Consider the following 13616-nt stretch of genomic DNA (forward strand, 5'->3'; position numbering starts at 1 on the left):
CTTACCACTACCGAAACCAAGCTTATGCAAACTGCCCCTAAGAAAGTCTTGCGCGGCTGGGCCATGTACGATTGGGCCAACAGCGTGTACAACCTGGTCATCACCACTACTTTTTTTCCAGTTTATTATGCTGGCGTAACCAAAGCTGCATATGGAGAAGACAGTGTACCATTTATCGGACGCATCTTCAAAAACTCTGCACTCTATAATTACACAGTAGCCGTAGCTTATTTGCTTATTGCTATCCTGCTCCCCATCTTATCTTCTATTGCCGATAGTAGAGGTAATAAGAAAAGATTCATGCAGTTCTTCTGCTACTTGGGCGGCCTAGGCTGCAGCGGTTTGTTCTTCTTTAAAGGCGAACAACCCAATATGTGGATTGGCTTGGGTTGCTTTATGCTGGCAGCCATTGGTTATATCGGCAGTCTGGTTTTTTACAATTCTTACTTGCCTGAAATTGCCGCACCTCAAGACCGCGACCGCATCAGTGCGCGTGGTTATGCTATGGGCTATATCGGTAGTGTGATTATGCAAATGGTGGGCTTTGCACTAGTGGTCTATTTCTCTGGTAAGGGCGATAATACCAGCGGACCGCTCTACACATTTTTATTGGTGGGCTTATGGTGGATTGGTTTTGCACAAATCACCTTCAGAAGATTGCCTCCATCACAACCAAGCGTAAGAGTACAGCACAATATTTTCACGGATGGTTTTAAAGAACTGAACAAGGTTTGGAATCAGCTCAAACATATGCCGGTGATGCGTAGCTATCTGGGTAGTTTCTTTTTCTATAGCATGGGCGTACAAACAGTGATGCTGGCTGCCACTATTTTTGGCGATCGTGTATTGGGCCTGCCTGCTGACAAACTGATTATTACTGTTGTACTGATTCAGCTAGTAGCCATTGCCGGTGCCTTCCTGATGTCTAAACTCTCTGAGAAAATGGGCAATATACAAGTACTGCTCGGTGTGGTTGTTTTCTGGATTCTGGTCTGCATCAGCGCATGGTATGTAGCCGGGGTAAAAGAAAGTGGTGCCAATGTAGAATACCATTTTTACGGACTAGCCTGCGCAGTAGGTTTGGTGATGGGTGGTATTCAATCGCTCAGCAGAAGTACTTACAGTAAGCTGATGCCAGAAACAAAGGACACTGCTTCCTTCTTTAGCTTTTATGATGTAACAGAAAAGATAGCCATCGTGATTGGCATGTTCACTTTTGCTTACATAGATGAGATACTGGATATGAAGCATTCTATCTTATCATTAATCGTTTTCTTTGCACTCGGCTTTGCTGGTCTGCTCGTAACACTTAACAGACAGCAAAAAGCCCGAACTGCTTAAACTGCTTGTCATGCAACTCTACTCAATTGATACCGGCTTTTTTAAACTGGATGGTGGTGCGATGTTTGGTGTGGTACCCAAAACCATGTGGAACAAATTGGTACCATCAGACGAAAATAATCTTTGCACCTGGGCCATGCGTTGCCTATTGGTGCAAGATGGCAACAGACTGATATTAATTGATAACGGTATCGGCGATAAGCAAGACGCCAAATTCTTTGGCCATTACCATTTGCATGGCGATGCAACTTTAGCAACTTCGCTAGCCAAACATGGCTTTCATAAAGATGATATTACTGATGTGTGGTTAACACATTTGCATTTCGATCATTGCGGTGGTAGCATCCAACGCGAGGGCGATAAACTGGTACCTGCATTCAAGAATGCCCGCTACTGGAGTAATGAGCGACACTGGCATTGGGCAACAAAACCCAACGACCGAGAGAAAGCATCCTTCTTAAAAGAAAATATTCTGCCCATTCAGGAAAGCGGACAATTACAATTCATTCCTGTGGAAGATGGCACACATGCACAGGCGTCTGGCATTACGCCCAACCTGAAAGTGCGCTTCATGCATGGCCACACAGATGCGATGATGTTACCACAAATGGATTACAAAGGCAGAACCATTGTGTATATGGCAGACTTATTGCCTTCTGTTGCACACTTGCCTATACCCTATGTAATGGCCTATGATACCAGACCATTGCAAACGATGGTAGAGAAAAAAGCTTTCTTACAAGAAGCTGCTGAAAAAGACCTCGTCTTCTTCTTTGAACATGATGCTGTGAATGAATGCTGCAGTCTGCAGTTAACAGAGAAAGGAGTAAGACAGAAAGAATGTTTCCCGTTGAGTGCTTTGTAATCAGCGCTTGCTGATCAATGCAGTCATTGGGTAACGCAGTCCTTTGTAGCCCATCATATCTACTTTCACACTGCCTACTACAATTGGGCTTTCAATACGAATGGGTATTTTATTGGCATCATCTGTAACCCATACGGTCATCTTTTCGCCGCCTTCAAAAATGGTTCCTTTGATCAACAGGGGTTTGAATTTGATGGCATTGAATCTGCCGTATTTGGTTTTGATAACTTCTCTGCCCTCGTATTTAATGTAGAGATTATGCACTTCATTATCCAAGACCATTGTAAATGGAATTTTATCTCCTGGCTTGGTTTTAGAGAAGTCGATATTTCTGGCGTAATAGATAGAACTCAATACATCCTGCGTACAATCAGGTATTTTCAACGTACTCTTTGGTGTGGTTGCTGTATTGTTCTGCTGGTTAAAATTGATTGTCTCGACAATTTTGTATCCACCCTCATCTACGTTACGATAAAACTTATAGGGCTGAAGACTACCTGTGTCTATATAGCTTTCATAACGATCGCGCACTTTAAAAATCCAGTCGTAGTTGGGATTAGATGAACCCAATCCAACTACATGGTAAGCCGGCTTATTATTGAAACTGGTTTGTTCAACTGTAAAGCTTGCAGAACCAGCGTTAACAAATAATCCGATCACAGAATAATAGACAGTGTAACTGATATTCTCACCATCCTGAAAAGCTCTGTTTTTGATCAAACATTGCTCAGTACCGGCGGGATAGGTCCAGGCAGTAGCAAGTATGATTAGTACTACAAGAAATTTCTTCACATCAAACCTTTTTAAATAATCGAATGCCCAGTATAAAGATACTACCTGCCAGCGCAGGAATTACCAGATTAATTAACCAGATACCTGCAGCTGTTGCAATTATCCCTACCTGATTTACACTTAAGAGCCCAATTAACTGCAAACTAACCTTACCACGTAAGCCCAGTTCAGCCAAAGCAATCGTTGGTACGATTGCCAATACCAAAAACATAACCCCAATCACCGCAGCCCCATCCAACATACGCACATCTACTTCAAACACATGCAGCATGATTAAGTATTGAACGATAAAGACCATGTAACGGCTAAGCGAGATGCTTAAAATTCTTGTTAATTCCTTCCAGTGCAGGTCTTCCAGCTTATCTATGAAAAAACTGTACTTCGCCACCAATGGAATTTTCTCTACAAGTTTGGTAATCAGGGAAAGCTTGTAATACAATATGAGACAAACCATTACACCTGTACTCAATGCATACATGAGTCCATCCAACCAGAACACACTCAAACCCTGCAAATGGTGCGTATCATCCAAAATTGATACACGTAAGTACACCAAAGACAATAGACCCATCAACATGGTAACAATGAGCTGACTAAAACTACCTGCCACAGATAAAGCAATCGATCTTAAACGATTACCTTCCTGCAGATAGACCATGCGGCCCAAATACTCACCAACTCGATTTACCGTGTTTAAAGCAAATGACTGACCAGTGAAAATCGCGCGATACGCGCGCCAGAAACTAATTGACTCAATACCCTGCATCAGTAATTGCCATTTTCTGGCTTCCAAACCCCAATTCACGAACATGAGGGCGAAAACCAGCAAAAGCCATTTCCATTGCCCTTGCACCACCGTATCTACAATATGCTGCCAGGAGGTTTGTAAATCCTGTTGCTCGCTAACCTGCTTATAGATAGAGAAAGCCAGCCAAACAAATAAAACCGGCCCAATAAACCAGTTCAAAAATATTTTCAGTTGTTTGTTCAGGTACTTGTGATTTGGCTACAAAGAACGGTCATCAAGTGCATTTAGAAAAGTGAGGCTTGAAAAACCTAATTTCACGGCATTGAAACAGGCAGATATCATACTCGGTATTGACCCCGGAACACAGCTAATGGGTTATGCCCTGCTCAAACGTCAGGGTAACGATTGTACTGTCTTATTAATGGATACACTCAAACTCACCAGCGAGAAAGATATCTATCAGCGACTAGAGAAAATCCATACCAAGGTTTGCGAACTCATCAAGCTCTACAGACCCAACTCATTTGCCATTGAAGCCCCTTTCTTCGGTAAGAACGTACAAAGTATGCTGAAACTGGGGCGGGCCCAGGGCGTGGCCATTGCTGCTGCCATGCAGGCCGGATTATCGGTTACAGAATACTCACCCAAAAAAGTGAAACAATCCATTACCGGTAATGGCAATGCGGATAAGGATCAAGTGTGGAAGATGCTGCAACGCATTCTGCAAATTGATGAGCAACCTAAATACTATGATGCTACCGATGCTTTAGCGGTAGCCCTATGCCATCACTATCAAACCAGTCGCGCTGTAACCACTTCCGGCAAAGCCGTGAAATCCTGGGATGATTTCATCAAAAAGAACCCCGGCAGGGTAAAGTCCTGACGATTTTACCGAAGGCTATACAGCCTGTATCTTTGCGCCATGACTGATCAACGTGTACGAGTAAGATTTGCCCCCTCACCTACGGGTGGATTGCATTTGGGCGGTGTAAGAACGGTGCTGTTCAATTACCTCTTTGCCAAAAAACATGGCGGTGATTTTATTCTGCGTATTGAGGATACCGACCAAACCCGATTTGTACCCGGTGCAGAAGAATATATTTTCCAATGCTTAGAATGGTGTGGTTTGGTACCAGATGAGAGCCCAAAACATGGCGGCCCCTTTGGCCCTTACAGACAGAGCGAAAGAAAATCTTTGTACAAGCAATATGCAGACAAACTGGTGGCTGCCGGACAAGCCTATTATGCATTCGATACGCCACAAGAATTGGAAGCCAAGCGTGCTGCTATACCCAATTTTCAATACAATCAGCAGAGCAGACAATCCATGCGTAACTCCTTAACGCTGGATGAAGCTACTGTTGCACAATTGCTCAGCGAAGGTCAGCCACATGTAGTGCGCATCAAAATGCCGGAGCAGGAAACCATCACGTTTACGGATATGATCCGCGGTGAAGTGAGTTTCGATACCACGCAGGTGGATGATAAAGTTTTGTTGAAAGCAGATGGCATGCCTACCTATCACCTTGCTGTGGTAGTGGATGATCACTTGATGCAGATATCTCATGCTTTCCGTGGTGAAGAATGGCTACCAAGTGCACCAGTACATATTCTGTTATGGAAATATTTGTTCGGACTGGAGCAAATGCCGCAATGGGCACACCTGCCATTGATCCTGAAACCTGATGGCAATGGTAAGCTGAGTAAGCGTGATGGAGATCGGCTGGGCTTTCCGGTATTTGCTATGGACTGGACAGATCCCAAAACCAATGAAACCACAGTTGGTTTCCGTGAAAGAGGTTTTTTACCACAAGCATTTGTGAACCTGCTAGCCATGCTGGGCTGGAATGATGGTACAGATAAGGAAATCTTCACCATCGAAGAATTGATCGCAGCATTCAGTATGGACCGTGTGCACAAAGGCGGCGCCAAATTTGATTTTGAAAAAGCAAAGTGGTTCAATCAGGAGTGGATTAAACAAACAGATGCGAAAACATTATTACCTGAAGTGAAAAAAGTTTTGGGTGATAGCGCTACAGATGAAACTTTCACTACGCAAGTGATCAACTTAGTAAAAGATCGTTGTGTGTTGCTCAGTGATTTTGCACAACAAGCTGGTTACTTCTTCAATCATCCAACTATCATTGATATTGCTGCTATCAAACCCAAATGGGAAGATAAGAAAACTTTATTTTTCACAGAACTGATGCGCACATACGAAACAGAACAATTCTGGCAAGTAGCTGATTTAGAAAAAGCCTTTAAAGAAATTGCTGCCGTGAACGAATTGAAACCGGGCGAACTTATGCTTCCCTTCCGCATCATGTTGGTTGGCGGCAAATTCGGTCCGGGTGTATTTGATATTGCTGCACTCATTGGCAAAGACGCAACCATTGCGCGCATCAAACACACATTGAGTCTGCTGCAATAGATTAACCTCTTTGCTGCATCATATCCAGCACGGGCAACCAATCCGACTCGTAAAGCGATTGCAGATAGATTTTATCAGCATCGTCCAATTGCACCAGATGCTGGGTATTCCATGCTACATGATGTGGCACACGAATACCCGGAATTACCGTAGAGATTTCCGGATAACTGAGTATATAACTCAATGCCAGCGCTGCAGGATTGGTATCATATTTCTTACATAGATGCCAAACCTTGGTATCCAATACTTGCAGTGTAGCCTCAATGATATCATCTGTTAAACGGAAACTGCGGTGATCATCCTTATCAAAGCTCGCACCTTTTAGAATCTTCCCACTCAATAAGCCGAACTGTAATGGCATTCTGGCAATCACACCATAACCGGCAGCGGCCGCTTGCTGTATGATGGGTAAGGCTTTTTGATTGATGAGATTAAACACAAGTTGAAACCCATCACCCAAATGATTGCTAAAAAAGAAATCTGCTTCAGGAAAAGGATTGAATGTGAGTAATGAAATACCCCAATAACGAATCTTACCCTCCTTTTGCAGTTGTTGCATCGCTTCTATACATGCGCCATGCTGCAAGTGCTCCAGGCGTGCCACATGCAGGTGATGAAAATCGATACAATCGCGCTTCAATCTTTTCAAACTCAGCTCGCAAGCATTCAACACATGTTCCTTGGAATAATCAATCGCGATTTTCCCATCAGTACCTACTTTTTGGCCCACTTTACTGGCTATGACCACATCTTTTCTGTTACCAAGCGTTTGTCCCAGCAAGGTTTCAGCATGGCCTAATCCGTAAAAATCAGCCGTATCAAAGAAATTGATACCAGCATCCAATGCTGTATGAATCGCTTGAATGGATTCTGCATCATCTGTTGGTCCCCAACCAATAGGCATACCGCCTACATTGGCAGCGCCGCCAATAGCCCAAGTACCAAAACCAATTTCAGAAACCCGCAAATCTGTACGTCCAAACTGCCTGTATTGCATAGCTGATGATTGTCATGGGGAAAGAATCGCACAAAACCTACCTTCACAGTGCACAAGTTATTATTTTTACCATCTAAAAGATCTGGTATGGTAAATGCTGCAAGACCAATACGTGTGTTGGTTGCAAAAGTTGGGCTGGATGGGCACGACAGAGGCGCTAAAGTTATTGCCACTGCATTGCGTGATGCTGGCATGGAAGTGATATACACCGGTCTCAGACAAACACCAGAAATGGTGGTGAATGCTGCATTGCAGGAAGATGTGGATGCTATTGGCATTAGCATTCTTTCAGGCGCACACATGACAGTCTTTCCAAAGGTTAAGCAACTGATGAATGAAAAAGGCCTCACCGACGTATTACTCACCGGTGGTGGTATTATTCCTGATGAAGATATTCATGCATTGAACGAATTGGGCGTAGGCAAACTATTCCACCCCGGCACCAATACACACGAGATTGCCGATTATATCAATAACTGGGTAAAAGAAAACAGAAGTTTCTAAATATCCGGTAAGCGCAAGCGCTTCCATTTTGATACTACGCGAATGGTAACAACTACCAACACGCATATTAGCAGACTAATACCTGCATCAATCGGGGTATGTCTGAGTCCGATATAACAGAAAGCCCCAATCAAACAAGCTGTGGCATACAATTCGCCGCGCTTTAATAATGCGGGTACTTCATTGCTGAGAATATCTGCCAACAATCCTCCGAATGTGGCACTGATCACACCCATAATGATGGCATAGACTTCATTTACACCAGCCTGCAAACTAATTTGAATACCACCTGCCGTAAACAGTCCGATACCAACTGCATCTGTATAAAATATGAAGCGCCTGAATTCGCGCAGATTACTTTTGAATAAAAATGTAATGATTACCGCACTTAGTACAAGCATCAAAGCCAGGTAATCATTGACCCAGTTTACGGGCCTGATGCCAATCAGCAGATCACGAATGGTACCTCCACCATAAGCCGTGGCAAATGCCAATACTGCGCCACCAAAAATATCCATCTGGTGGGTACGGGCTTTTAATGCCCCGGTAACGGCAAAGACAAACGTTCCTAAATAGATGACAGCTTGAACCCATTGCATGGTATGAAGATAAAACCTTCACCTATCTTCGCTGCGAAAAATCATTGCCATGTCATACGAAACTTTATTAACCAGCCTCGATAATGGAATTTTCACCATTACTATCAACCGCCCCGATAAACTAAATGCGCTCAATAAAACAGTGATGCAGGAACTGGATCAGGTGATGGATGAAGTCTACAGCAATGCAGCTATTCAATCGGTGATTTTAACTGGTGCTGGCCCCAAAAGTTTTGTAGCAGGAGCCGATATTAGTGAATTTGTGGGCTTATCTACCGAGCAGGGACAAGCGCTTGCAAAAAAAGGACAGGATATTTTCTTCAAAATAGAGCGCAGTCCCAAACCAGTGGTAGCCTGTGTGAACGGTTTTGCACTGGGTGGCGGATGCGAATTAGCCATGAGCTGTCATTTCCGTATCGCCAGTGAGAATGCCAAATTCGGCCAGCCAGAAGTAAATCTTGGCTTGATACCCGGCTACGGTGGTACGCAGCGTCTGGTGCAATTGATTGGCAAGGGCCGCGCATTAGAACTGCTGATGAGTGCAGGTATGATTGATGCCAACACTGCTTTACAATACGGCTTAGTGAATTATGTAGTACCTCAGGAAGAATTATTGAATAAAGCTGTGGGCATTCTGCAAGTCATCAACAGCAAAGCACCTTTAGCCGTTGCCGGTTGTATTGCTGCTGCCAATGCTGTTTGGGACGAATCCAAAGATGGTTATGCTACTGAAGTAAGCGCTTTCGGCACTTGCTTTGGCACAGAAGATATGAAAGAAGGCACCAGTGCTTTTCTGGAAAAAAGAAAAGCTGTCTTTACAGGAAAATAAACGCATGAAAAAAGGGAACCAATTGGTTCCCTTTTTTTTAGTACTAGTATCCAAACAATTCTTCAAGACTTACCCGCTTCACTTCGCCAAACTTGGCCAACTCATTCATATCAATCTTCTTATCAGAAGCCAATACATAATAAGACCATGGCTTATTACTCAGATTAGTTCCATGATATTGTACCAGATCCTGCGGTTGTAATTGTTGATAGCGTGCATAGAAAGCTTTGCGTGGATCTTCCTGCCAACCTTTTTTTCGTGCAGCCCAAAAACTGAACAGAATATTGTCTTTGTCAATTCGCTCAGTCTCCATATCCTTCATCAGGCTACTCATGGTATTATTGAAGTTCTGCTGATTCATTGGCAGTACATTCAATAACTCATTCATACTTGTCAGACTTTCCTTCATCTTATCTGCTTGCGTACCCACATAAGCTATGGCCATAAACTGATCATCTTTCTTCTGTGGTGCTTGTACACTTGCATAAGTTGAATAAGCCAATGCCTTTGATTCACGTATAGTTTGGAATACAATGGCGCCCATACCTGTGCCAAAATAGGTATTGAAAGCATTCATCACCGCCTCATTATTTGGGTCGTATGTATCCAAGTTTCTCAGCCAATACAATTCGGCCTGAACCATATCGTATTGTGCAAAATATACCTCATTCTTATCCTGTTTTGTTCTAGCAAACTGCTGTGCTGCAGGAATGGATTTATTGACAGCGGATACATCATGCAGTTTGGCCAGACTTGCTTTACACTGATCCAATGTTTCCGGACCATAATACATGATTGAATGCGTGTAATTGAACAGGTCATGTAATACCTGCACCAGATCACTTGCTTTCAATGCAGCCAGCTCAGCATCGCTCAATGTATAATTGAAAGGATTCTTGGCTCCATACTGCGCATAGCTTCTCAGCGCACTTGTAATAACCTGTCTGTTCAATTTATTGTTTGAACGCTGACGTGCAAGTCGGTTTTTAAAAGCAGCCAGTGCCTGCTCATCTGCCTGACCGTTTCTGATCAGGTTTTCCAATAAGCCGAGTGCAGCACCAAAGTTCTGTTGCAAACCAGTAAGTGATACAGTTGTTTCATCTCCACCTGCTTGCGCGCTGAAAGAGCAAGCAAGTTGATAAAACTGCTGGCTGATTTGCTCTGCACTCATTTTATCAGTACCAATAAACTGCAGGTATTGCAAAGCAATCGGCAACAACTTGTTATTCCACGAACCCATTGGGAAACGGAAATACAAGCGGAAAATACTGTTGGTGGAATTAGGCGTATACAACAACTCCTGGTTACCCAATTTCGACTGCTGCATGTCCTTACTAAAATCAAGCCATACAGGTGCAATTTTGCCTTGTGGCTTCGCCATAAATGCTTGTACAAATGGCGATTGCTTACCTGCATTGGTTTCTACCGGTGTAATAGCAGGCTTCTCTACTTTCACAATATTCTTGTCCTCTCCTTTGCGCTTGTAGACGATAACATAATTATTGTCAGTGAAAAATGCCTTTGCAAAAGCAATCAATTCCTGCTTAGTAACCGAAGCCAACATATCCGTTTGTGCTACATCCAGGTTCCATTTTTCACCTTTGTGCTTAATGAAGCCATCTACCAATGCAGCTACGCGGTTATAGTTGTTTTCCAGACCTTGTTGTTCTGCCAGTTTTTCATTTGCTGCAATGGCTGCAATCAATCCATCATCAAACTTTCCTTCCTTCAATAAGGCAATTTGCTCTAATAATAATTGTTTGGCATCATCCAATGTTTGTCCTTGTTTAGGTGTGGCATTCATCACAAACATGCCATAATCCTTAAACTGATTCACAAAAGCAACAGCAGCTTGTAATTTTTGCTGCTTATTCAAATTCAGATCAAGCAAACCTGCTTTACCATTGTACAGAATCTTAGATGCCAGTAAAGCCAGCATGGCTTCACGACTATGATTCGCAGGAATACGCCAGCCCATTCTTAAAAGTTCCGCACTTGGCCCAAAGACTTCTTTGACAACCGGCCCGCTAATTGGTGATTCCTTTGGACCAGCATATTCCTGTACCGGTTTAGGCTTCATGTAGGCGAATTTTGTTTCGATAAGTTTTACCACTTTATCGAAATCAAAATCACCACTCATTACAATAGCGATATTATTAGGTACATAATATTTGTTGTAGTAATTCCTGATGGCAACCAAAGAGGGATTTTTCAAGTGCTCGATGGTACCGATCGTTGTTTGCTGTCCATAATTATGGGTTGGGAAGATGGCAGCCATAGCCGCCTCCTGCACTTTCCAACCGTCGTTATCGAGGCTTCTGTTTTTCTCCTCATACACCGCTTCTAATTCTGTATGGAAGATGCGTAGAATAGGATTGCGAAAACGCTCTGCCTGCACATCCATAAATTTTTCCAGTGCATTTGCAGGAATATCTTCTTCATAAACAGTTTCTTCCACATAAGTATGCGCATTGGTTCCCTGAGAACCGATTGCCGCCATCATTTTATCATACTCATTGGCAATAGAGAACTTGGCAGCAGCACCGGATACACGGTCAATTTCCTTGTAGATTTCCTTTCTCATTGCAGCATCAATAGTGGTATTGTATCGCTCATATAAGGCATCAATACTATCAAGGCGCTTTTTTTCCTCTGCCCAGTTGAGGGTGCCGAATTTATCCGTACCCTTAAACAGCATATGCTCCAGATAGTGAGCCAAACCCGTATGTGTAGCAGGATCTGTATTACTACCCGCCCTTACTGCAATTTGTACAGCAATGCGCGGCTCTTTTTTGTTCACGGTTAGAATCAGGCTAAGCCCATTTTTCAGCTTGTAAAACCGGGTTTTGGTGGGGTCGTTGGCGACTGTTTTGTAGCTGTATCCCCCAGAACTGGCTGTTTGCCAGTTATACTTGGTTTGTGCAATTGCAAATACCAACCAGAATGTGGTTATTACCAGCAGCAGGATTTTTTTCATATGTAAAATTTTCAGTAGATGAAAGTATGATTTTTACACTTTCCCTGAAAGAAAGCGGGTAACTTTGCGGCACAAAATAAGCCGTATGGAGTATCGTATAGAAAAAGACACGATGGGTGAGGTACAGGTACCTGCTCATGTTTACTGGGGCGCACAGACGCAACGCAGTATCGACAATTTTCGCATTGCGCAGGACATCAATAAAATGCCTAAAGAAATCATTGCAGCATTTGCTTATCTGAAAAAAGCAGCAGCAATGGCCAACAATGAACTGGGTGTTTTGCCTGATGAAAAGAAAGCGGCTATTGCCACAGTGTGTGATGAAATTCTGGAAGGCAAATTGAATGATCAATTTCCACTTGTGGTTTGGCAAACCGGTAGTGGTACACAAAGCAATATGAACGTGAATGAAGTAGTTGCTTACCGCGCACACGTATTGCATGGTGGTGTGTTAACAGATAAGGATAAGTTTTTGCATCCGAATGATGACGTGAACAAATCACAATCATCTAACGATACCTTCCCTACAGCCATGCACATTGCTGCATACAAGATTCTGGTGGAAACAACCATTCCGGGTATCGAGAAGTTGCGTGATACACTTGCCGCTAAAAGCAAGGAATTTATGAACGTGGTGAAGATTGGTCGTACCCACTTCATGGATGCTACACCACTCACACTGGGACAGGAATTTAGTGGTTATGTTTCTCAATTAGACCATGGTCTGCGTGCGATTAAAAATACATTGGCACACCTGAGCGAATTAGCGCTGGGTGGTACTGCCGTTGGTACAGGTATCAACACACCAAAAGGATACGACGTTGTTGTTGCCAAGCACATTGCTGCATTAACCGGTTTACCATTTGTTACTGCAGAAAACAAATTTGAAGCATTGGCAGCACATGATGCGATTGTGGAAGCACATGGTGCACTCAAGACAGTTGCTGTTAGCTTGATGAAGATTGCGAATGATATCCGCATGTTATCATCCGGACCAAGAAGCGGTATTGGTGAAATATTCATCCCAGATAATGAGCCTGGTTCTTCTATCATGCCGGGTAAAGTAAACCCCACACAGTGTGAAGCATTAACGATGATTGCTGCACAGGTGATGGGTAATGATGTTGCCATCAATATTGGCGGTGCTACTGGTCATTTTGAGTTGAACGTGTTCAAGCCGGTGATGATTTATAACTTCTTACACAGTGCTCGCTTGATTGGGGATGGTTGTGTCAGCTTCAATGATAAGTGTGCCGTAGGTATTGAACCTTTACATGACAATATCAACAAGCATGTCAACAATTCACTGATGCTAGTAACCGCTTTGAATACCAAGATTGGTTATTACAAAGCAGCTGAGATTGCGCAGAAAGCACACAAGGAAGGCACTACCCTGAAAGAAATGGCTGTAAAACTTGGCTATCTCACACCTGAAGAGTTTGATCAGTGGGTGATTCCAGCCAACATGGTAGGTGAATTGCCGAAATAATCTCTACAAATGATTCCACAACAGCCCCGAGTTATTCGGGGCTG

12 protein-coding genes are annotated in these 13616 nt (G+C 43.3%); 7 read left to right on the plus strand and 5 right to left on the minus strand.

Annotated features, from left to right (window positions below; all coding sequences use genetic code 11):
* Window positions 1–24 precede the first annotated feature (24 nt).
* Window positions 25–1341, plus strand: coding sequence for an MFS transporter (locus J0L83_07790; protein MBN8664456.1), 1317 nt, complete (start codon window positions 25–27; stop codon window positions 1339–1341).
* A 10-nt stretch (window positions 1342–1351) separates the two neighbouring features.
* Window positions 1352–2206: an MBL fold metallo-hydrolase gene (locus J0L83_07795; protein MBN8664457.1), complete on the plus strand. Its 855-nt coding sequence runs from the start codon at window positions 1352–1354 to the stop codon at window positions 2204–2206.
* On the opposite strand, the gene J0L83_07800 is transcribed toward J0L83_07795, so the two are convergent.
* Window positions 2207–2998, minus strand: a complete 792-nt coding sequence (locus J0L83_07800; protein ID MBN8664458.1) for a DUF3108 domain-containing protein — start codon at window positions 2996–2998, stop codon at window positions 2207–2209.
* A gap of 1 nt (window position 2999) precedes the next feature.
* Window positions 3000–3965: a flippase-like domain-containing protein gene (locus tag J0L83_07805; GenBank protein ID MBN8664459.1), complete on the minus strand. Its 966-nt coding sequence runs from the start codon at window positions 3963–3965 to the stop codon at window positions 3000–3002.
* A 103-nt stretch (window positions 3966–4068) separates the two neighbouring features.
* On the opposite strand from J0L83_07805, the gene ruvC reads away from it, so the two are divergent.
* Window positions 4069–4629, plus strand: a complete 561-nt coding sequence (gene ruvC / locus J0L83_07810; GenBank protein MBN8664460.1) for a crossover junction endodeoxyribonuclease RuvC — start codon at window positions 4069–4071, stop codon at window positions 4627–4629.
* 39 nt (window positions 4630–4668) lie between these two features.
* Entirely contained in the window at window positions 4669–6177 is a 1509-nt protein-coding gene (locus J0L83_07815) for a glutamate--tRNA ligase (GenBank protein MBN8664461.1), read from the plus strand.
* 1 nt (window position 6178) lies between these two features.
* Here J0L83_07815 and J0L83_07820 read toward each other — a convergent pair whose 3' ends face one another.
* The gene (locus J0L83_07820) at window positions 6179–7174 is read right to left on the minus strand and encodes an aldo/keto reductase (GenBank protein ID MBN8664462.1); all 996 of its coding nucleotides are present in this window, start codon (window positions 7172–7174) and stop codon (window positions 6179–6181) included.
* Between the two features lie 87 nt (window positions 7175–7261).
* On the opposite strand from J0L83_07820, the gene J0L83_07825 reads away from it, so the two are divergent.
* Window positions 7262–7678, plus strand: a complete 417-nt coding sequence (locus tag J0L83_07825; protein ID MBN8664463.1) for a cobalamin B12-binding domain-containing protein — start codon at window positions 7262–7264, stop codon at window positions 7676–7678.
* On the opposite strand, the gene J0L83_07830 is transcribed toward J0L83_07825, so the two are convergent.
* The gene (locus J0L83_07830; GenBank protein MBN8664464.1) at window positions 7675–8277 is read right to left on the minus strand and encodes a trimeric intracellular cation channel family protein; all 603 of its coding nucleotides are present in this window, start codon (window positions 8275–8277) and stop codon (window positions 7675–7677) included. The genes J0L83_07825 and J0L83_07830 overlap by 4 nt on opposite strands.
* A 49-nt stretch (window positions 8278–8326) precedes the next feature.
* Here J0L83_07830 and J0L83_07835 point away from each other — a divergent pair, with 49 nt between their 5' ends.
* Window positions 8327–9106, plus strand: coding sequence for an enoyl-CoA hydratase/isomerase family protein (locus J0L83_07835; GenBank protein ID MBN8664465.1), 780 nt, complete (start codon window positions 8327–8329; stop codon window positions 9104–9106).
* Window positions 9107–9149: 43 nt separating this feature from the next.
* Here J0L83_07835 and J0L83_07840 read toward each other — a convergent pair whose 3' ends face one another.
* Window positions 9150–12083: an insulinase family protein gene (locus J0L83_07840; protein ID MBN8664466.1), complete on the minus strand. Its 2934-nt coding sequence runs from the start codon at window positions 12081–12083 to the stop codon at window positions 9150–9152.
* A gap of 85 nt (window positions 12084–12168) precedes the next feature.
* On the opposite strand from J0L83_07840, the gene fumC reads away from it, so the two are divergent.
* A complete protein-coding gene (gene fumC / locus J0L83_07845; protein ID MBN8664467.1) occupies window positions 12169–13572 on the plus strand; it encodes a class II fumarate hydratase in 1404 nt (467 codons plus the stop codon).
* Window positions 13573–13616: the final 44 nt, after the last annotated feature.

Source organism: Chitinophagales bacterium (genome assembly GCA_017303835.1).
Classification (GTDB): domain Bacteria; phylum Bacteroidota; class Bacteroidia; order Chitinophagales; family Chitinophagaceae; genus JAFLBI01.

Bases quoted from the DNA above. Each gene is read 5' to 3' on its own strand.
- J0L83_07790 (MBN8664456.1), top strand. From the start codon at position 25: ATGCAAACTGCCCCTAAGAAAGTCTTGCGCGGCTGGGCCATGTACGAT.
- J0L83_07795 (MBN8664457.1), top strand. From the start codon at position 1,352: ATGCAACTCTACTCAATTGATACCGGCTTTTTTAAACTGGATGGTGGT.
- J0L83_07815 (MBN8664461.1), top strand. From the start codon at position 4,669: ATGACTGATCAACGTGTACGAGTAAGATTTGCCCCCTCACCTACGGGT.
- J0L83_07820 (MBN8664462.1), bottom strand. From the start codon at position 7,174: ATGCAATACAGGCAGTTTGGACGTACAGATTTGCGGGTTTCTGAAATT.
- J0L83_07825 (MBN8664463.1), top strand. From the start codon at position 7,262: ATGGTAAATGCTGCAAGACCAATACGTGTGTTGGTTGCAAAAGTTGGG.
- J0L83_07830 (MBN8664464.1), bottom strand. From the start codon at position 8,277: ATGCAATGGGTTCAAGCTGTCATCTATTTAGGAACGTTTGTCTTTGCC.
- J0L83_07835 (MBN8664465.1), top strand. From the start codon at position 8,327: ATGTCATACGAAACTTTATTAACCAGCCTCGATAATGGAATTTTCACC.
- J0L83_07840 (MBN8664466.1), bottom strand. From the start codon at position 12,083: ATGAAAAAAATCCTGCTGCTGGTAATAACCACATTCTGGTTGGTATTT.
- fumC (MBN8664467.1), top strand. From the start codon at position 12,169: ATGGAGTATCGTATAGAAAAAGACACGATGGGTGAGGTACAGGTACCT.